15 protein-coding genes are annotated in these 19695 nt (G+C 73.3%); 9 read left to right on the top strand and 6 right to left on the bottom strand.

The features are described from left to right. Nucleotides 1–226 precede the first annotated feature (226 nt). From ACIRQF_RS05390 to ACIRQF_RS05370, 5 genes are all read left to right on the top strand, one after another. Nucleotides 227–763, top strand: coding sequence for a hypothetical protein (locus ACIRQF_RS05390; RefSeq protein WP_404089035.1), 537 nt, complete (start codon nucleotides 227–229; stop codon nucleotides 761–763). A gap of 198 nt (nucleotides 764–961) precedes the next feature. Beyond that, nucleotides 962–2293 carry a nucleotide disphospho-sugar-binding domain-containing protein gene (locus ACIRQF_RS05385; protein ID WP_404089033.1) on the top strand — a complete coding sequence of 444 codons (1332 nt, stop codon included), beginning with the start codon at nucleotides 962–964 and terminating at the stop codon, nucleotides 2291–2293. Nucleotides 2294–2450: 157 nt separating this feature from the next. Continuing rightward, nucleotides 2451–3179, top strand: coding sequence for a DUF4232 domain-containing protein (locus ACIRQF_RS05380; protein WP_382478328.1), 729 nt, complete (start codon nucleotides 2451–2453; stop codon nucleotides 3177–3179). Between the two features lie 241 nt (nucleotides 3180–3420). Beyond that, nucleotides 3421–6624 carry a BTAD domain-containing putative transcriptional regulator gene (locus ACIRQF_RS05375; RefSeq protein WP_404089031.1) on the top strand — a complete coding sequence of 1068 codons (3204 nt, stop codon included), beginning with the start codon at nucleotides 3421–3423 and terminating at the stop codon, nucleotides 6622–6624. A 78-nt stretch (nucleotides 6625–6702) separates the two neighbouring features. Next, the gene (locus ACIRQF_RS05370; RefSeq protein ID WP_404089029.1) at nucleotides 6703–7953 is read left to right on the top strand and encodes an FAD-dependent monooxygenase; all 1251 of its coding nucleotides are present in this window, start codon (nucleotides 6703–6705) and stop codon (nucleotides 7951–7953) included. Nucleotides 7954–7987: 34 nt separating this feature from the next. Here the strand turns inward: ACIRQF_RS05370 and ACIRQF_RS05365 are convergent, their stop codons facing one another. Then, entirely contained in the window at nucleotides 7988–8485 is a 498-nt protein-coding gene (locus ACIRQF_RS05365) for a carboxymuconolactone decarboxylase family protein (RefSeq protein ID WP_376630971.1), read from the bottom strand. A gap of 472 nt (nucleotides 8486–8957) precedes the next feature. Between ACIRQF_RS05365 and ACIRQF_RS05360 the strand changes: the two genes are divergently transcribed. Together ACIRQF_RS05360 and ACIRQF_RS05355 are read left to right on the top strand one after the other, a co-directional pair. Then, nucleotides 8958–9953, top strand: a complete 996-nt coding sequence (locus ACIRQF_RS05360) for a helix-turn-helix domain-containing protein (protein WP_404089027.1) — start codon at nucleotides 8958–8960, stop codon at nucleotides 9951–9953. Nucleotides 9954–10087: 134 nt separating this feature from the next. Beyond that, nucleotides 10088–10459 (top strand): hypothetical protein, encoded by a 372-nt coding sequence (locus ACIRQF_RS05355; RefSeq protein WP_389750289.1) that lies wholly within the window; start codon nucleotides 10088–10090, stop codon nucleotides 10457–10459. Nucleotides 10460–10554: 95 nt separating this feature from the next. Here ACIRQF_RS05355 and ACIRQF_RS05350 read toward each other — a convergent pair whose 3' ends face one another. Continuing rightward, nucleotides 10555–11097, bottom strand: a complete 543-nt coding sequence (locus tag ACIRQF_RS05350) for a GNAT family N-acetyltransferase (protein WP_404089025.1) — start codon at nucleotides 11095–11097, stop codon at nucleotides 10555–10557. Between the two features lie 230 nt (nucleotides 11098–11327). Here ACIRQF_RS05350 and ACIRQF_RS05345 point away from each other — a divergent pair, with 230 nt between their 5' ends. Beyond that, a complete protein-coding gene (locus ACIRQF_RS05345) occupies nucleotides 11328–12518 on the top strand; it encodes a cytochrome P450 (RefSeq protein WP_404089023.1) in 1191 nt (396 codons plus the stop codon). A gap of 19 nt (nucleotides 12519–12537) precedes the next feature. On the opposite strand, the gene ACIRQF_RS05340 is transcribed toward ACIRQF_RS05345, so the two are convergent. From ACIRQF_RS05340 to ACIRQF_RS05325, 4 genes are all read right to left on the bottom strand, one after another. Beyond that, on the bottom strand, nucleotides 12538–13062 hold the full coding sequence (locus ACIRQF_RS05340; protein ID WP_376630961.1) for a DUF1877 domain-containing protein: 525 nt from the start codon (nucleotides 13060–13062) through the stop codon (nucleotides 12538–12540). Between the two features lie 156 nt (nucleotides 13063–13218). Then, nucleotides 13219–14487 carry an MFS transporter gene (locus ACIRQF_RS05335; RefSeq protein WP_404089021.1) on the bottom strand — a complete coding sequence of 423 codons (1269 nt, stop codon included), beginning with the start codon at nucleotides 14485–14487 and terminating at the stop codon, nucleotides 13219–13221. 243 nt (nucleotides 14488–14730) lie between these two features. Then, nucleotides 14731–16104, bottom strand: a complete 1374-nt coding sequence (locus ACIRQF_RS05330) for a GH1 family beta-glucosidase (RefSeq protein WP_404089019.1) — start codon at nucleotides 16102–16104, stop codon at nucleotides 14731–14733. A gap of 372 nt (nucleotides 16105–16476) precedes the next feature. Continuing rightward, on the bottom strand, nucleotides 16477–17148 hold the full coding sequence (locus ACIRQF_RS05325) for a TetR/AcrR family transcriptional regulator (protein WP_376630955.1): 672 nt from the start codon (nucleotides 17146–17148) through the stop codon (nucleotides 16477–16479). A gap of 235 nt (nucleotides 17149–17383) precedes the next feature. Between ACIRQF_RS05325 and ACIRQF_RS05320 the strand changes: the two genes are divergently transcribed. After that, the gene (locus tag ACIRQF_RS05320; protein ID WP_404089017.1) at nucleotides 17384–19618 is read left to right on the top strand and encodes a FlgD immunoglobulin-like domain containing protein; all 2235 of its coding nucleotides are present in this window, start codon (nucleotides 17384–17386) and stop codon (nucleotides 19616–19618) included. Nucleotides 19619–19695 lie beyond the last annotated feature (77 nt).

The following is a 19695-nucleotide window of genomic DNA, read 5'->3' as shown; positions in this document are numbered from 1 at the left end:
GCGCATCCTCTCCACCCGTCGGTGTCAACTGCACGAGCCGAAGGGGGCGGTGTCGCTCGGGGCGGGCAGCGGGCGCACGTGGTGAGTGCGGCGCCGGTCGGTCCCACCACGTCCGTCATGCCGGAAGAACGCACCGTGCGCGGGCACCGTCACGGGAGATGAGAGGGTGGGCGAAGCACCGGGAGCACGGGGAGCGCCGGGGCGCGGGGGAGGGGGCGGCATGGAGATGAGCGAGCTCGTAAAGGCGGAGCTCGGCCGGCACGACTGGGCGGCACTGGGGTGCGGGTGCGGGGACAGCGCGGAGCACGTGCCGTTGCTCTTCGAGGCGATCCTCACGGCCGAGGACGTCAGGGACATGCAGGGGTACACGCTGCAGGACCACGTCGTGGTGGAGACCGACGTCCACGAGTGCACACCGCCGGCCGTGGGCGTCATCCTCGGGGCGCTGGCCGGTGACGTCTCGCCCGCGGCCCGCGAGGAGCTCCTGGACGCCCTCCGCCGCATCGCCCTGGGCGCGAGTCACGCACCCCGCGGGCTGTCGCCCGAGGAGGCGCGGATCGAGGGCGCCTGTCGCGCGGCCGCCCACGAGGGGTTCTGGATCCTCGCCCACCTGGGCCTCACCGGGAACGCGGACGACGCCGGGACCGTGGCCGGCATCTGCGCCTCGCTCGGGATCGGTGGCGACAAGTACGCCGACTACCAGCGGCTCTTCCGCGGGCGCGCCGCGGCCAAGACGAAGCGGGGCCGCGGACGTTACGCCTGAGGCGGGCAGGACGCGCCGTCGCGCACGCACCCTTTGAGCGGGCGTTCCCGCAGGTCGTACGCTCTCTTCGCGCGTCATACGGATGCTCGAGCGACACCCACGCCACGACTGCGGCACGACCGCGCCACGACTGCACAGCGACCACACCGCAAGCACATGACGGCCGTACAACGGCCCTACCCAGGGGGAAGATTCGCCATGTCCAGAATTCTCGTCGCCGCCACACCGGTGGCCGGGCACCACGGGCCCCTGCTCCGGATCGCCGGCCATCTGTCGCGGCTCGGCCACGAGGTCGTCTTCCTCGGCGGAGCGCGCTTCGCCGAGCAGGTCCGGGCCGCGGGACCCGCGTTCCGCGCGCTGCCCGCCGAGGCGGACTACGACGACCGCGACTTCTCCGCCCGCTTCCCCGAGCGTGACGGCATCCCCGCGGGACCCGCCCAGATCATGTGGGACGTCCAGCACGTCTTCGGTGACCCGACGCCCGCTCAGTTCCGCGCCCTGAAGGAGCTCCTGGCGGAGTTCCCGGCGACCGCCGTCCTCCACGACAACCTCTTCTTCGGCGGCGTGGCCCTCGCCCTCGGCGACACGCCGGGCCGCCGGCCGACCGTCTTCAGCGTGGGCATCTCGCCCCTCGGCATCGAGAGCCGCGACACGGCGCCGCACATGCTCGGCCTGCTGCCGCCCACCGACGACGCGCAGCGCGAGCAGTACGCGGCGATCGCCGCCGCGATGGCGGAGCAGCGCGCCCCGCTCGACGCGTATCTGCGCGGCTGCTTCGCCGAGGCCGGCGTCACCCTGCCCGACCGGCGGCTCGGCCGTGACCTGGTCGAGGCCGCGGACGCCTTCCTGCAGCTGACGGTCCCCGGTTTCGAGTACCCCCGCGGCGACCTCCCGGCGAGTGTGCGCTTCGTCGGCGCCATCCCGATCCCGGCCGCCGACGGCCAGGAGCCGCCCGCCTGGTGGCCCGAGCTCGTCCGCGCCCGCGCCGAGGGCAGGCGGGTCGTCGTGGTCACCCAGGGCACGCTCGCCAACACCGGCCTCAAGCGGCTCGTCATCCCCACCGTGCGGGCCCTCGCCGACCGGGACGACGTCCTCGTGGTGGCCGCCACCGGGCGCCCCGACGCCGCCGCCCAGTTCGCCGCCGAGCTGCCCGCGATCCCCGGCAACGCCGTCGTGGCCGGCTACGTGCCCTTCGCCGACCTCCTTCCGCTCGCCGACCTCCTCGTCACCAACGGCGGCTACGGCGGCACCCAGGCCGCCCTCGCCCACGGCGTCCCCCTGGTCGTGGGCGGCGACACCGAGGACAAGCCCGAGGTCGCCGCCCGCGTCGAATGGAGCGGCACCGGGGTCAACCTCCGCACCGCCGACCCCTCCGACGACGCCCTCCGCGCCGCCGTGGACACCGTCCTCGGCACCTCGTCCTTCACCGAGCGCGCCGCGGACCTGGCCAAGGAGTACGCGGCACACGACGCGCTCGCCCTGATCGACGAGCTCGTGAGGGCGACGGTCCCGCAGGCCGGGGCCCGCTGACCGGTGGCGCCGAGGGGGGCCGGCCGCGTCCCGCGGCCGCCCCTTCGGCGCTGTGGTGAATCCGGCGAGAGACTGTCATGAAGTCGTGAAACTTCTTGGGGAGGATACTGGTCAGCCCAGTGCGCCACGTACTTCACAGACTCGGGGGAACACCACCATGAGCACCGTTCGCAGAACCGCCGCCCTCGCCGTCGCCGCGGCCGTCTCCAGCCTCGCCCTCACCGCCTGCGGACCCTCCGAGGACGGCGCCGCCGGGGCGCCGACGGCACCGGCCACCCCGACGAAGTCCGCGGCGCCCACGCCGTCGGCGAAGCCGACCGCGACGCCGGGCAAGGACACGACAGGGGGCTCCACCGGCGGCTCGTCGGGCGGGACCAGCGGTGGCTCGTCGGGCGGGACCGGCGGTGGCTCGACCGGTGGCTCGACGGGCGGGTCCACCGGGGGCAGCGGCGGACCGACCGACCCCGACTACGACGTGTTCCCGTGCAGCACCTTCGACGTGACCTTCACCGCGAGCCTGGCCGAGCCCACGACCAGCAGCTACCTGCTGAAGATCACCAACAAGAGCGGCAAGCCGTGCAAGGCGCTCGGGCACCCCGTGGTGACCTTCGGCGACCTCGACGGCCAGGCGACGGAGCGCGGCAAGGCGCCCGCCATCGAGAAGGCGATCCGGCTCGCGCCCGGCGAGTCGGCGTACGCCGGGCTCATGGGCGGTGCCAAGGACGGCAAGGGCAAGACGGTCAACTCGATCGCCATGACCATGAGCACCGAGTCCGACCTGGAGCAGAAGCCCCTCAAGGCCTCGACCCCCGGCTTCAACGTCTCGCCCACCACCAACTCCGTGACCGCCTGGATGACCAACGCGGAGGACGCGCTGAGCCTGTAACCGGCTCGCGCGCCTCGGCACGGGTGCCGCCGGCTCCGGGCCGTCAGGCCCCGGCCCGTCTCGCACGGGCCGGGGCCGGAGCGCTCTCGCGCCGGACTCGGGCGCATCGGCGAGCCGGAGGACGTCGCGACGTGGGGGGCTTCCCGGCGGGCCCACAGGGACGTCGGCACCGGGCAGCCCGCCGGCGTCTCGGGCGGCACCTCCCTCGGGCCGCTCGCCGCATCGTGATCTAATCGCCGGAATGCGGTTCGGAATCCTCGGAGACACCCAGGCCTGGCACGACGACGGCACCGAGGTTCCGCTGGGCGGACCCGCGCGCCGGGCCCTGCTGGCACTGCTGCTGGTCCGCCCCGGCGCGGTCGTGCCGGCCGAACGCCTCGCCGACGAGATCGAGCCGGGCGGCACGGTGTCCGCACACGCCGTCCAGTCCCAGGTCTCCCGACTCCGCGCGGTCCTGCCGGCCGGAGCCACGATCGAACGGGTCGGCGCCGGCTACCGGATGGTGCTCGACGCCGGAGGAGGCGCGAAGAGCGCAGGAGTCGGGGAAGCCGGAGGGGCCGAGGAGGCCGGGGGAGCCGAGCAGGACGGGGAAGTCGCAGGAGTCGGTGAAGCCGGGGAAGCCGGGGAAACCGACCCGGCCCGAGAGGCCGGCGGCGTCGCAGGCGTCGCAGGCGTCTCGGGCGCCACGGAAGTCACACGTGACTCGGCCGCCGCAGGAGCCGCAGGAGTCGCGAGCGTCGCAGGTGCCGGAAGGCCGGCGGACGCCGAAGAGGTCGTGGACGCCGTCCTGTTCGAGCGGCTGGCTGCCGAGGGGCACGCCGCCCTGCGGGAGGGGGACGCCCCCCGCGCGGCGGAGCTGCTGCGGCGGGCGCTCGGCCTCTGGCGGGGGCCCGCGTTCGCCGGGCTCCCCGACAGCGAGTCGGCCCGCGCGGCCGCGGCGCGCCTGGAGGAGCTCCGGCTCGCCGCCGTGGAGGACCGGATCGAGTCCGAACTGCGCTCGGGCGACCCCCGCGGCCTGGTGCCGGAGCTGCGTGAACTGGTCGGCGCGCATCCGCTGCGCGAACGCTTCGCCGCCCTGCTGATCCGGGCCCTGTTCGCCCAGGGAGGCCAGGCCGAGGCGCTCCTGGTGTACGAGGAGACCCGGCGGCACCTCTCCGACGAACTCGGTGCCGACCCCTCGGCCGAACTGGGCGCGCTGCACGCCGAGTTGCTGACCGCGGTCACGATACCGGCGCCCACCGCACCGCCCGCGCCCCTCACCAGCTTCGTCGGCCGCGACACCGAGGCCGCCGAGGTCGCCGCCCTGCTGCGCACGGCCCGCCTGGTCTGTCTGACCGGCCCCGGCGGGGTCGGCAAGACCCGGCTCTCGGCCGAGGTCGCCCGCGCGGCCGCGGCCGCCGGCGACGACGTGTGCTTCGTCGAACTGGCCGCGCTGCGCGACGGATCCGGCGCGGCGCAGGTGCTCCTGAGCGCGCTCGGACTGCGGGAGAGCGGCCTCCAGTCGGCAGCCGCAGCGCGGACGCCGGTCGACCGCCTGATCACGGCGCTGTCGGACCGCCCGCTCCTGGTCGTCCTGGACAACTGCGAGCACGTCGTCGACGAGGCCGCCGCCCTGGCGGCACGGCTGCTGACGACCTGCCCGCGACTGCGCGTCCTGGCCACCAGCCGGGAGCCGCTCGGGGTCATCGGCGAGCACGTGTGGCAGGTCCGCCCGCTGGACGAGGACGCGGCGGTACGCCTCTTCGAGGACCGGGCCCGTGCCGTACGCCGGGAGTCCGCGCCCGACCCCGGGGCCGTACGGCGGATCTGCGCCGCGCTCGACGGACTGCCGCTGGCGATCGAACTCGTGGCGGCGCGACTGCGCACCCTGGAGTTCGCCGAACTGGCCGGTCGACTGGACGACCTGCTCGCCGTGACGGCCCGCGGCAGCCGTGGCACCGACGAGCGGCACCGCACGCTGCGTTCGGTGGTCTCCTGGAGCTGGGAGCTGCTCTCGGCGGACGAGCAGCGCGCGGCACGCCGCTTCGCCGTCTTCGCGGGCGGCGCCACCCCGAGGTCGGCGCGCGAGGTGTGCGGCATGGACGGCGACACCCTGGAGTCGCTGGTCGACAAGTCGCTCCTGGAAAGCGTCGGTGGCGGCCGCTACCGCATGCTGGAGACGGTCCGCGCCTACGCCGCCGAGCGCCTGCGCGAGGCAGGGGAGGACGGGACGACCGGACGGCTGCACGCCGCACACGTCCTGGACCTCCTCGACGAAGCGGGCCCGCATCTGCTCGGGGCCGCCCAGTTGGAATGGCTGCCGGGCGTCGCGGCCGAGGACGACAACCTCGCCGCGGCGCTGCGCCGGGCGCTGGGCAGGCACGACACCGGCACCGCCCTTCGGCTGCTCGCCTCGGCCGCGACCTCACTGTGGATCCGCGGAGCGTCGGCCACGGCCGCGGCGCACGCGACGGCCGTGCTCGGCGCGCTCGCGGGCGCCGCGGGGGGCGACGAAGGGGACACCGCCGAGGAGGCGGCCGGTGGACCGGCCCCTCTCACTCTCGCCGAGGAGTACGCCGTCTGCGTGCTGCTGGCCGCGGCCTCCCCCGCCGGACAGGCGGCCTGGCGGCGCCACCGTGCCGCGGCCCAGCGGGCCTTGGAGACCGTCTGGCCCGGTGACCGGGCGGGCCGCCACCCGGCCGCCCTGTTGCTGTGGATGATGCGGAACGCCGGGGAGACCGACCCGGAGGCCGCCTTCGCCCTCGTCTCCGCCCAGCACGGCTGCCCCGAGCCGTGGGCGCGGGCCGTCGCCGCGTACGTCTCCGGGTACGGGCCGCTGAGCGAAGGCGACACCGACCGCGCCGCGCACGCCTTCCGTACGGCCGTCGAGCGCTTCAGCGCCCTCGGCGACCGCTGGGGCTCGGCGCTGGCCCTGGACGCCCTCGCCGGTCTCGCCGCCGCGCGCGGCGACAGCACGGAGGCGGTCGCGCTGACCGACCGCGCCCTCGCCCTCACCGGTGAGCTCGGCGCCCGGGAGGACTCCGCCGACCTCCTGGTCAACCGGGGCGACCTGCATGTCGCCCGGGACCCCGACCAGGCGCGGGCCGACTACGCCGAGGCCGCCGCCCTCGCCCGCGCCGGCGGCAGCTCCGCCGGTCTCGGCGCGGCCCTGCGCGGTCTCGGCGACCTCGCGCTCCTCGACGGCCACCTGGACGAGGCGCGACGGCTGTACACGGAGGCGCTGGAAGGGATCGACCCGCACTGGGTCAAGAGCCTCGGCAACCGGGTGTGCGCCCTGGCCGGCCTCGGCCGGGTCGCCGAGGCCCGAGGCGACCTCGCCTCGGCCGTCGACCACTACCGCCGGGCCGCCGCCTCCGTGGCCGGCCTGGGCCCCGGTATCCCGGACACGCTCCGCCTGATGGGCCTGCCGGAGGCCGCCGTCGAGGCTGTCCTGCGCGCGGGGTGAACGCGTACGGCCGCCGCTCACCGGCGCGGTGAGCGGCGGGTGAGCGTCCGGTGAGCGGCCCCGGACAAGCTCGTACCCATGACGAACACGCAGAAGAACACGCAGAAGAACACGCAGCCGGACGCGCAGCGCGACCCGGGGCGGAAGACGCTCTCGGTCCTCATCTCCGGAGCCTCCGTCGCCGGCCCCGCCCTCGCCCACTGGCTCCACCGCCACGGCTTCGAGGCGACGATCGTGGAGCGCGCCCCCGCGCTGCGGGACGGCGGCTACGCCGTCGACTTCCGCGGCGACGCCCACCTGGCGGTGCTGCGCCGCATGGGCCTCCTGGACGCCGTCCGGCGCGCCCGGACGGGGGTGGGCTCCATGTCGTACGTCAACGCCGCGGGCAAGCCCGTCGCGAAGCTGCCGGCGGACCTGTTCGCGGGGGATGTCGAGATCCTCCGGGGGGACCTGGCACGCATCCTGTACGACGAGACGAGCCCGTACACCGAGTACCTCTTCGGCGACTCCGTCACCTCGCTCACCGAGGACGCGCATGGGGTCTCCGTCACCTTCGAACGCGGTGCGCCCCGCCGCTTCGACCTGGTGGTCGGCGCGGACGGGCTGCACTCCACCACCCGGCGGCTGGCCTTCGGTCCGGAGGAGGACTTCGTCAGGCACCTCGGCGTCTACTGCGCCATCTTCACCACCGCCAACCACCTGGGGCTCGACCACACCGGCCACGCCTACCGCACCGCGAACCGGATGGTGGCGATGTACAGCGCCCGCCACAACGCCGAGGCCAAGGCCGTGTTCTACTTCGGCTCCCCGGCCCTGGACGTGGACCGCCGTGACGTCGCCCACCAGCAGGCCCTCCTGAGCGAGAAGTTCGCCGGAGGAGGCTGGCAGAGCGACCGGCTGCTGAACGACATGCGCCACGCGCCCGACTTCTACTTCGACTCCGTCAGCCAGGTCCGCATGGACAGCTGGTCGCGCGGGCGGGTCGCGCTGCTCGGCGACGCCGCGTACTGCCCGTCCTCCCTCTCGGGCATGGGCTCCGGCCTCGCCCTCGTCGGCGCCTACGTCCTCGCCGGCGAACTCGCGGCCGCCGGCGGCGACCACACGGTCGCCTTCGCCCGCTACGAGCGCGAGATGCGTGCGTACGCCGAGGGCTGCCAGAAGATGGGGGACGGCGTCGCCGGCTTCATGGTGCCCGGCAGCCGCTTCGCCGCCGCGGCCCTCAACCGCTACTACAAGATCATGCCGTACCTCCCCGGCAAGAACATGGCAGCCAGGATCGCCCGCAGGACCGCCGAGAACATCACCCTGCGCGAGTACCCGGCGGCGTGACCCGCACGCCGCCGTGGCGCCGGCGTCCCCGTGGTCAGTCCCACTGCCGGGCGGAGAGGGAGGCCACCGGCTGCGGCTTGCCGATGACGGCCAGGGCGATGAAGAAGCCGATCTGGCCGATCGCGATGGTCAGCGTGGCCATGGCCTTCTCGTCGTAGTGCTTCGCGACCTCGGCGTACAGCTCGTCGCCGACCCGCTCCCGGCCGGTCGGCGCCGGCTGCAGGGTGGCCTCGACCAGGGCCAGGGCCGCGCGCTCGGCCTCGGTGAAGTACGGGGCGTCCTGCCAGGACGCCACGGCGGTGATGCGCTCCTCGGACTCGCCGGCCTTCCGCAGGAAGCCGGTGTTCAGGATCGTCAGGTAGGTGTTGTTCACGATCTGCCCGGCCCGCAGGTGGATCAGGTGGAACGTGGTGCGCGGCACGGACCGGTTCCCGGTGGCCCGGAAGAGGGCGGCGCTGACGTCGGCCAGCTCGGGCACGAACTCGCCGGGGTTCGGCATCCGGGAGATCGAGGGGGTCGTCGGCTTCGTCATGGTCTCTCTCCTTCGCAGGGGCCTCGTGCGGCCTCTTCGGTGTCTTCACAGCACTGACGGACCGGGGGCCGGGAGTGTGACCGGATTCGAGGAACGACCTTCCGGAGGCCCCCTCGTCGCCTCCTCCTCCTCCTGCGTTCCCTCCCCGGCCCCTGCTGCGTCCCCTCGCCTGGCCAGGCCTCGCCTCGCCTGGTCTCGCCTGGTCTCGCCTCCGCTGGCCGACGGTGACGCCGAGGCCGCCGCGCGCCACGCCGAGCGGCGAACGGTGCCGGTGCGGGCCCCACGGCGTTGCATGATCTGGATCAAGGAACGTGATCACGCGACCGCCGGGTCGGCGACGGGTGATCACGATCGGCGACCGGTGGTCACGACCAGCCCTCAGCCGCCGGCCGTCGGCGACCGGTGACGGGGATCGCTGAACGGTGACCAGGGATCAAGGGACGAGCGGCCGGGGGGCGCGATGTGGACAGAGGTGTCGGCGAGAGAGCTGCCGCCGGGGGAGCGGTTCGAGTGGTTCGCGGACGTCGTCGCGCGCGAGGTGATTCCCACGGCACTCAGCACCGAGCGCCCCGCAGACTTCGAGGCGGAGGCGGCCGTGCTGGAACTGGGGGGCGTCCGGGTGGCGAACTTCACTTTCTCACCGCTGCGTTCGAGACGCACGCCGGCCCTCATCCGGCGCGGCGACCCCGAGCAGTACCAGATCGGGCTGCTGCACACGGGGGCCGCGTCCCTCTCCCAGCACCGAAACGACTGCAGTGTGCGGGCAGGGGACTTCGTGTTCTGGGACACCTCGCGGCCCTCGGACACGGAGATCCCCGTCCGCACGGGCCCGGTGGGACTGCTGATGCTGCAACTCCCGCGTGAGGCACTGCCGTTGCGCGTGCGCCACGTCGACCGTCTGCTCGGCAGCCGTATCCCGGGTGATCGCGGTACGGCGGCCGTCCTGGCCGCCTTCCTGCGCTCCCTCCAAACGCACGCCGACGAGTGCGCCCCGCAGGAGCTGGAGCGTCTGGGCTCGGTCGCCGTCGACCTGCTGGCCGCCACTCTGGCCCAGAGCCTCGACGTCGAGGAGGGACTCCCGGCAGAGGTCCGCACGCAGGCACTGCTGCGGCGGATCCACGCCTTCCTCGACGCCCACCTCGGCGACCCGGATCTGACGCCCGCCACGATCGCGGCCGGGCACGGCATCTCGGTGCGGACGCTCCACCAGCTCTTCCAGGGGACGGGGGAGACCGTCCAGGGCCGCATCCGGCGGCGCCGCCTGGAGCAGTGCCGGATCGACCTCGACAGGTCGGGGTCGGCCGCTCGCCCGATCGCCGTCATCGCCGCCCGGTGGGGGTTCAGCGGTCCGGCGGTGTTCAGTCGCGCGTTCCGCGAGGCGTACGGCATGAGCCCGACCGAGTTCCGCGCGCTGAGCGTCAAGGAAGTCCGCGCTGACAGCACAGTGGGAAGATCACCCGATTCCTAGGGTGGGCGTCGTTCGATCGACAACGACCGAAGTCAGAGAGGCCGGCCCCGCGTCGTGCGATCGTCGCCCCGGGCGCGTCCGTGTCCGGTCGCGGCGACCCGCGCAGGCCGGCCGCGTCACCAGGGGGTCACCACATGCTCTCGTCACTCCGCATCCGTTCCGGGGCGGCGGCCGTCGCCGTCGCCGGCGCCGCTCTCGCGCTCGTCGCGACCGCGACACCCGCGTCCGCCGGATCCAACGGGCAGCAGATCAGGTTCCAGGACCGGTCCGGCCACGCCTACTCGGTGAAGGTGTCCGGGTACAACCAGGACAACGAGTGGGTCGACAACTGCTGGAACATCGCGCCGGGCAGCACCAACACCCTGGGCGGCTGGTGGTGGAAGTACGATGTCAACGTGCAGTCGTACAACTCGTACAACTGCACCTCCTCCCAGCGCCGTTGGTGGGACACGGTCTCCGTGCCGCGGGAGTCCTCGCAGGACACCTACCTGGTCGTGGGCTACTGAGCGTCGATGAGGTGAGGTGACGTGACCGGCAGGGCCGACGCCCTGCCGGTCACGACCGCATGGGAGCGAGCCCGGCAGGATCCGAAGGAGACGGACTAGACCGGCGTGCCCTGCTTCCAGTCCTGGACGAGGAGCCCGAGCAGCACCTCGTCCAGGAACTCGCCCATCACCCAGGCCGAGGAACGCAGGACGCCCTCGCGGACGAAGCCGTTGCGCTCCGCGGAGCGCAGCATCCCGGTGTTGTCCGCCAGCGTCTCGATCTGCAGCCGGTGCAGGCTGCGCACGACGAAGGCGTAGTGGCACAACACCGCGACGACGTCCGTGCCGTAGCCCTTGCCACGGCAGGACGGCAGGAGTCCGAGCCCGATGTGCGCGGTCCGGTTGTGGGTGTCGATGCCCCACAGCGTGGCGGTGCCGACGAGGCTGCCGCCCGCCAGCTCCACCACGGAGAACTGGACGCTTCCCTGCTGCGTGTCGTCCACCATGAGCCGGGGGTCCTGCGAGTCGGGCCTGATCGGACGCCACGGACCGGCCTCGGCGCGCGAGGCGTTGACCACGTCGTCGTAGAGCTCGGTCCGCAGGATCGGGATGTCGTCCTCGTGACGGGCCCGGAGCCCGACCTTGGTGCCTTTTAGCATGTTGGCTTCTTATCGGCCCCGACGGCAGGCGGCAAACCAATTACCTCATGGCCGACATTGTCTTCGCGGCTGGCCATTGCAACGCCATGTTGCGTTCGGCCTTCACGTCATTGCACCAATTTAAGGCCTCTGAGATGCAGTTATGTGCATGGGTTGATTGACCAACATGTGAACGCAACGTAGCTTTCGTGATGCGCCAAACAGGTGAAGCCGCGAGCTGAGGAATGGTCATGAGTGAATCCCTGCACACCGTCACGACCCTGCCGACGGAGCGTCAGGCCGGCTGTCCCTTCGACCCGCCGGCCGAGCTGACCGAGGCCCGGCGGCACGGCCCCATCAGCCGCTACACCCACCCCGGCGGCAAGCCCGGCTGGATGGTCACCGGACACGACCTGGTCCGGTCGATCCTGGCCGACCCGCGCTTCAGCTCCCGCAAGGAGCTGATGAACGTGGTCGACTTCGAGCTCCCGCCGGCGCCGCCCGGGGAGTTCCTCCTCATGGACGAACCGCAGCACAGCCGCTACCGGAAGCCGCTGGTGGGCAGGTTCACCGCCCGGCGGATGCGCCTGCTCACCGAACGCGTCGAGCAGATCACCGCCGACTGCCTGGACGCCATGGAGGCGTCGGGACCGTCGGCCGACCTGGTGGCCGCGTTCGCCAAGCCGATCCCCACCATCGTCATCTGCGAGCTGCTGGGAGTGCCGTACGAGGACCGCGACTCGTTCCAGGAGCAGATCGACACGTTCATGAACGGCGAGACGAGCGACGAGGACCTGATCGCCGCCTACACGGCGACCCAGGAGTACCTCGCGCACCTGGTGGCGGCGAAGCGCGCGCACCCCACCGACGACGTGCTCAGCGAACTGGCCGACAGCGACCTGACCGACGAGGAGCTGAAGGGCATCAGCCTGATCCTCCTCGCCGCCGGCTTCGACACCACGGCCAACATGCTGTCCCTCGGCACCTTCGCCCTGCTGCAGCACCCCGACCAGCTCGCCGCACTGCGCTCGGAGCCCGAACTCGTCGACCAGGCCGTGGAGGAGCTGCTGCGCTACCTGAGCGTCGCCAAGTCGTTCCACCGGACCGCGCTGGTGGACGTCGAGGTGGGCGGCCACATCATCGAGGCCGGCACCACGGTCGTCCTCTCCTACCACACCGCCAACCGTGACCCCGAGCGCTACGAGGACCCCCACGTCCTCGACATCCGCCGCAAGTCCGGCGGCCACCTGGCCTTCGGTCACGGCATCCACCTGTGCCTGGGTGCGCAACTCGCGCGCATCGAGATGCGCGTGGCCCTTCCGGCACTCCTCGGTCGCTTCCCCACCCTGCGTCTGGCCGTTCCGGCCGACGAGGTCGCCCTGCGCCCCGAGACGGCGGACATCTACGGGGTGAAGAGGCTCCCGGTGACCTGGGACGCGTGACCGGGAGCAGGGCGGCGGGTCAGTCCCACCAGAGGACGACGAGCAGGCGGCGCCGCGCCGCGTCGAGATAGAAGTCCCGCAGGGCGTCGAAGTGCTTCAGCAGGTACGCCCGCGGCCCGCCGGCGATGAGGTCGGCGCCGTGCCCGATCAGGGGCGCGGCGTCGCGCTCGTCGGCGGGCAGGGCCGCCAGGAGGGCGGGCGCGTCGATGCGTGCGAGCAGTCCGGACACGCGTGACACCTGGGCGGCGGACAGCGCGGTGGGGGCGGGGCCGAAGGGGCCGATCGCGTGCGGATGCGTGTCGAGGAAGCCCAGCCCGATCCCGGTGTCGCCGTCCGTCGCCTGCCGGAGGGCGTCGAGCAGGACCGCGTCGAGCCCGGTGGCCTCGCCGAGGCGGGTGAGCAGGGCGGGCGCCCAGTCCAGGTCCAGTACGTCCGGTGCCGGCGGATCCCACCGGGGATCACCGTCCGGAGACGCCTCCGCCGAGCGGCGGCAGGCGGCGAGGTACTCCGCCGGGACGCGGGCGAGCTGCTGGGTGACGGCCATGCGGGCAGTATCGCCGGTCTGTCCAGCGGATATGCCGTCGGGCCCGGGGCCGGAGCCGCTGACGTCGTCCTGTCGGCAGCGCACGGCCGCCGGGGGCAGTCCCCTCCGTTGCCCCGCAGTGCCGCTGTATGGGTCCCCGGTCCCGGCCGGCCGACGTCAGGCCACGCCCCGGATGCGTCCGACGAGGAGGCCGCCGGCGAGGGTGGCCAGGGCCGCGGTGAGGTAGAGGCCGGTGTAACCGCCGGCGTGGGCGATGACCGGGGACGCGAGCGCCGGGGCGAGGACCTGGGGGCCGGAGTTGGCGATGTTGATGACGCCGAGGTCCTTGGCGCGGTCGGCGGCCTCGGGCAGTACCTGGGTGACCAGGGCCTGGTCGACCGCGAGGTAGATCCCGTAGCCGGCACCGAGGACCGCCGCCGCCGCGAGGGCGGAGGGCCAGGTGTGGAGCAGGGCGAGCAGGAGCGCCGCCGCGGCCATGATCAACGAGCACAGGACGACGAAGGTCTTGCGGCGGCCGACGCGGTCGGACAGCACGCCGACCGGGATCGCCGTCAGTGCGGCGCACGCGGTGTAGACGACCGTGAGGATCAGGACGCCGGTGCCGGGGTCGGCGTGGTGGACGGCGTCCGCCAGGAAGTAGAAGAGGTAGAGGGTGCCGAGCGCGTTGCCCAGGTTGATCAGGAACCGGGTCAGCCAGGCCCAGCCGAAGTCGGGGTGCTTGCGCGGACTCACCCAGAAGGAACGCGCGAAGGAGCGCACGGCGAAGGCGGGGCGCAGGGCCCGGGGCAGCGCCGGTTCACCGTGTCGCAGGACGAAGGGCAGGGCGAGTGCGACGGTGAGCAGGGCGAGGACGGCGTAACCGGAGCGGACCCCCGTCACGAGCGCGGTGGTGATCAGCGCGCCGAGGACGAGGCCGAGGGACTGCATCAGGCCGGTCCAGCCGGAGACCTGCGCGCGCTGGGTGAGCGGGACGCGGTCGGCGATCGGGGTGGTGACCCCGGCCAGCATCGCGTTGAGGCCGGCCTGCGCCAGGCACCAGCCCACCGCGACGCCGGCGACGGTGTGCTGGGAGGCGGTGAACGCCAGTCCCGCCGCGCCGGCGAGCGCGCCCCCGAGGATCCACGGCCGGCGGCGGCCGAAGCGGCTCGTGGTCCGGTCCGACCACGCGCCCGCGATGGGGTTGGCCAGCACGGCGACGAGCGCTCCCAGGCCGGTGACGAGCGAGAGCGCGGCGTTCTTGTCGTCCGGGTCGATCTGCTCCAACTGGAGCGGCAGCAGGATCTGGATGGGCGTCATGAAGGCCATGAAGACGGCGAGCGTGGCGAGCGAGAGCCTCGCTGTCCAACCGGCCCTGACCGGGTCGGTGGGCTCGGCGAGGACGGCGCCGGCGGCCGCCGGACCCGCCACGACGCACGCGTCTCTCACGTCTCCTGTGTCCAGGGGGTCACTCGCGTCTCCCGGGCCTCGCGCATGCATCGCTTCTCCCGGGCCTCGCGCATGCATCGCTTCTCCCGGGCCTCGCGCATGCAGCGCTTCTCCCGGGCCTCGCGCATGCATCGGGTCTCGCGGGCCTCGCGCATGCATCGCGTCTCCCGGGCCTCGCGCATGCATCGGGTCTCGCGGGTCACTCGGGTCTCCAGCCGGGGCGTGGGCCATGGGGGTCCCCGCTCAGGACCGTTGGGCGGCGATGAGGTCGCGGTACCAGGCGAAGCTCGCGCGCGGCGTGCGGCGCCCGGTGGCGAAGTCGACCTCGACCAGGCCGAAGCGCTGGTGGTAGCCCTCGGCCCACTCGAAGTTGTCGAGCAGGGACCAGGTGAAGTAGCCGCGCACGTCCACCCCGCGGGCGTGCGCCTCCGCGACCGCGGCGATGTGGCCTGCGAGGTAGTCGATGCGTGCCCGGTCCTCCGGGCCGGCGGGCTGCGAGCAGCCGTTCTCGGTGATCCACAGCGGCGGAAGGGCGTCGCCGTAGCGGGCCTTGAGACCGGTGAGGAGCTCGGTGAGTCCGTCGGGGACGACCGGCCAGCCGAACGCGGTCCGCTCGTATGCCTCCTGGGGCTCGGCGAGGTCGAAGGGCAGCCCGGCGGTCGGATCGGCGGAGGCGGTGATCCAGGTCGGGTTGTAGTAGTTGATGCCCAGCCCGTCCAGCGGTTGGGCGACGGCGGCGAGATCGCCGTCGCGCACCACGCCGCCCCAGCTGGGGTCGGACATGCCGTAGGGCGTGAGGTCGGGATAACCGCCCAGCAGCACGGGGTCGTTGAAGAGCCGGTTGTGCAGGACGTCGTACGCCGAGGCCGCTGCCGAGTCCCCGGCCGACTTCGCGTCCGAACGGAGGCGTACGGGCGTGCAGTTGTTGGCGATCAACACCTGTCCGTCAGGGACGCGCGTCCGCAGCGCGATGGTCGCCAGGCCGTGGGCGAGCAGTTGGTGGTGCGCGACCGGGAGGGCGTCGAGGAGCAGGGCACGGCCGGGTGCGTGGACCCCGAAGCCGTAGCCGAAGGACATGTGCACGAAGGGCTCGTTCAGGGTGATCCAGCGCTTGACCCGGTCGCCGAGCCGGTCCGCGACCACCGTGGCGTACTCGGCGAAGTGGTACGCGGTGTCACGGTTCAGCCATCCGCCCTCGTCCTCCAGGGCCTGCGGCAGGTCCCAGTGGAACAGGGTGGGGGTGGGCGCGATTCCGGCCGCGAGCAGCGCGTCGACCAGACGGTCGTAGAAGTCCAGCCCCCGTGGCTCGACCTTGCCCGCGCCGGTCGGCAGGACGCGCGGCCACGCGATCGAGAAGCGGTACGCGTCGAGCCCGAGCCGGCGCATCAGCGCGACGTCCTCGTCGAACCGGTGGTAGTGGTCGCAGGCGACGTCGCCGGTGTGCCCGTCCAGGACGGCACCGGGGCGGCGCACGAAGGTGTCCCAGATCGACGCGCCCTTGCCGTCCTCGTCGGCCGCGCCCTCGATCTGGTACGCGGCGGTCGAGGCGCCCCAGACGAAGTCGGCCGGGAGTCGGGGAACCCGGGTCGGATCGGCGGAGCTGGCTGTCACAGGCACCTGCCTTCAACGCTGAAGCGGGAGTTGCTCACATGGCTGGGCACGCCGTTCACGGCGAGCGGGAACGTAACATGAACCGATGTTCACGTTCTAGGGGTGTGCGTGAGCCGCGGTCCGGCAGGTGCCGGACCGGAGGGAGATCTGGGGTCGTGCCGTGCCGGGCGGGGGCGAGATCTGGGCGCCGCGCCGCGCCGTGCCGTGCCGGGCCGGAGCGAGACGTGCGTGCCGCGGCCGTGCCCGCGGGCGGTGCTGTCGCGGGACCGCGCGCGGTGGGCGGCGGAGCCGCGGCCGTGGCGGGCGGGACCGCGGAAGCGCGCGAGGTGCGCCGAACGAGACGTGCGGGCGGGGTCGGACCACACCCGTCCACCGGCGCTACTCCTCAGCGTCGCCCCTCAACCGGCCCCGCAGGTCCCCCCAGTACGCGTTCAGCATGTGCTTGAGCTCGTCGAGCGCCTCAGGGTCCGGCTCGCCGTCCCCTTTGTAGACCTCGTGCAGGACGGCGTTGGCGGCCCACACCACCACGCGCGACGCCCGGCGGGCCCGCTCGCCGCCGGGCGCGCCGGTCAGGTGCTCCATGATCCGTCGCAGCCCGTCGGCGATGAGCGCGTTGCTCGCCTCGTCGGCGCGCGCGAGCTCGGGACTCAGATGCCGGCCGGCCCACAGGGTCATCCCGCCCCGCTGGGACCGGAAGAGTTCGGCGTAGACGTCGACCATCGTGCCGACCAGGTCGGTGAGTTCACCCGCGAGGGCCCGCGCGACGAGCTCGTCGATGGCGGCCTCGAAGGCCTCCAGGTACCGCTGCCCGAGGGCGTCCACGACGGCGCTCTTGTCGGGGTAGAACTGGTAGATGCTGCCGACCGGGACGCCCGCCGCCTCGGCGATCCGGCGCATGGTCAGCGCCTCGTAGCCCTCATCGGACAGAATTCGGTCGGCGGCCCCGAGGATCGCCTCGACCCGCGCCCGACTCCGCGCCTGCTGCGGCCTCCTGCGCACCCGCGCCGTGACCTCCGGCCCCGGCGTCCCTGTCTCCGGCACCACCGTCACCCCACGCTCCCGGTCGCCCGACGAAATGAAGGAACGTAACACGGGGCCGCGCGCCCGGCGGCCTGCGCCCCCGCACCCGTGGCGCTAATGACGTGCACAACTCCTGCCCAGAAGTGTAGTGTTGACCGTGTTCACAGCTCGATTTCGGAATTTCGCCTGTTAACAAATGGGGGGTCAGGTGTCTCGTCACCTGCGCACAACCAGCCGAACCCGACGCACCCGGCGTGCCGCCACCGTGGCCGCCGTCGCCGCCGTCCTCGCCGCAGGACCGGCCGTCGTGCTGCCGGCCACGGCTCACGCGGCCGAGGCGGCCGAAGTCCTGATACCCGCGCCGGACGCGTACGGCGACGGGGCCGAGACGGTACTGGCGACCGGCGGCCAGGGCGTACTGCACCGCGAGGGCGGCGGCTACCTCTGGACCAACACGTACAACAGCGCCACGAAGCCCGTTCCTGAGCTCGATGGCGTACCGGAAGCCGCGATCGTCCAGGGACACGACGAGTTCAACCGCGCCGTCTACACCAGGGCGCGCGAGGACGGCGGCACGGACCTCGTGCGGATCGGCGTCGAGGACCCCAGCTTCACCAGGACCTCCACCCTGCCGGCGGGCTACCTCCACCCGCGGGTCGCCAACGGCTGGGTGCTGGCCACCGTGGACCAGGGCGGCGGCAACTACCAGCTGCGCGTGGCGCGCGGCGGCGACCCGGCGGTCGACCCCGTCGTACGACTCCCCGCCGGAGCCACCACGGGGGCCGAGCCCGTGCTGCTCGGCGCCCACTCCAACCGGCTCGTGATCGGATACCGCAACGCCGACGGCACCGCGGGTTACGGCGTCCTCACCGCGTACAACGGCACCGTCGAGCCGCTGCCCGTGACCGGCGACGCGAGCAGCTTCCGGATCACGCAGGAGACCGTCAGCTGGTTCTCGCGCAGCGGGGAGCAGGGCGTGCGGGTCATGGCGCGCGCCGACATGGCTGCCGCCCCGCGGGTCGTGCCGCTCGCCACGCAGGCGGCCGACAGCAAGGTCACGTCCTTCGTCGTGGGGGACAACGTGCTCTGGTACGAGGGCGACGGAGGACCCCTGCGCCTGACCCCCTTCGCCGGGGCGGAGGTCGAGCGGACGCTGTTGAGCGACGTCGAGACGGCCTTCCTGCGCGCCGAGGGCGGGGGCTCGCTCGTCGCGCTCGGCAAGGGCGCCGATGGCAGGCGCGCCATCCGCCACTTCAGCGTGGACGGTTCCGGACTGGTCTTCGACCTGCTGCTGCGCGAAGTGCCGGGGGCCAAGACGGCGGACGGCCACATCCAGGCGCTGAGCCTCGACCGTGGACGGCTCCGGTACGTCAACTCCCTGGCCGGCAAGGAGACGTTGCACGGCTCGGGCATCGGAACCGGCCTCGACCCGGCGCAGGGAGCGGCGCTCCCCGACTTCCCCGGCCTCGCGGCGGACCGCTTCGCCGACGGGACCGACGAGGGGCTGGCCCGGCTGGTCGAGGACCCGGCCACGGGTGCGGACGTGCTCGTGACCGGCGACGACCCGGAGCACCCGACGGACAGGTTCACACTGCCGGGCAAGGACGGCCGGATCATCGACACGGCGCCGGAGTTCGTGCTGTACGAGGCGGCCGGCCGGCAGTACGTCGTGGACACCGCGCGCGACGCGGTCGTCCGCGAACAGCCCGCGCAGGCCGCCGTTCTGGAGCAGAAGTGGCTGCTCAAGCCGGCGCTGAAGGAGCCCGGCACGGTGAGGGTGGTCAACCTGCTCACCGGAAAGGTGACCGAGACCGTCACGCTGGGCACCGCGTGCGTCCCGGACGAGCTCCAGCGCAGCGGCACCCTGCTGTACTGGAGCTGCGCCTCCCTGGGCGCGGCAGGAGTGCGCGACCTGGCAACCGGGCGCACCTACCCCGCCCCGGCGTCGGGCGTCCTCCTGGGCGACCGCTTCCTGGCCCACCGTGACGGATCCGGCGATCTGCGCCTCACGGCGCTGCGGGGCGACGGCGGGACGGCCGATCTCGGCACCGTCACCGGCCTCAAGCAGCCGGCGAGCGGAGACGGTCGCGGCACGACCTGGACCCTCGACGCGCGGGCCGGCAAGCTCGCCTGGATCGGCACGGATGACACCGTCCACGTCACCGCGCCGCAGCAGGGCGTCTCCCCGCTGGACGTCGCCCGCACCGCCGCGCCTCGCACCCTGGTCCAGGGCGGCGACGCCGAGTGGGGCGCCGCATGGTGGCTCTCCAAGCCCGCGGCGTCCTGGCGGGTGACGCTCACCCACCGTGCGACCGGCGAGGTGGTGCGCACCTGGACGGGTGGAGGGACCCTCAGCGCCGTACGGGTCTTTTGGGACGGCACGTCCGACGCGGGAACTCCCGTGGCGACCGGGGCCTACACCTGGCGGCTGACCTCCACCCCTGCCGACGGCGTCGGCGCGGAGGCGACGGCCTCGGGCGTCGTGCGGGTCACCGACTGACCGGAGGTACCGCGTGCGGCCCGGCGCCTTCCCCGACGGTGTTCGGGGAAGGCGCCGCGCCTGCCCCGACCCTCGGA

The organism is Streptomyces sp. NPDC101191 (genome assembly GCF_044767915.1).
Lineage (GTDB): Bacteria > Actinomycetota > Actinomycetes > Streptomycetales > Streptomycetaceae > Streptomyces.
Note: the sequence above shows the minus strand (reverse complement) of the source record. Positions and strands in the feature narration are given on the sequence as shown.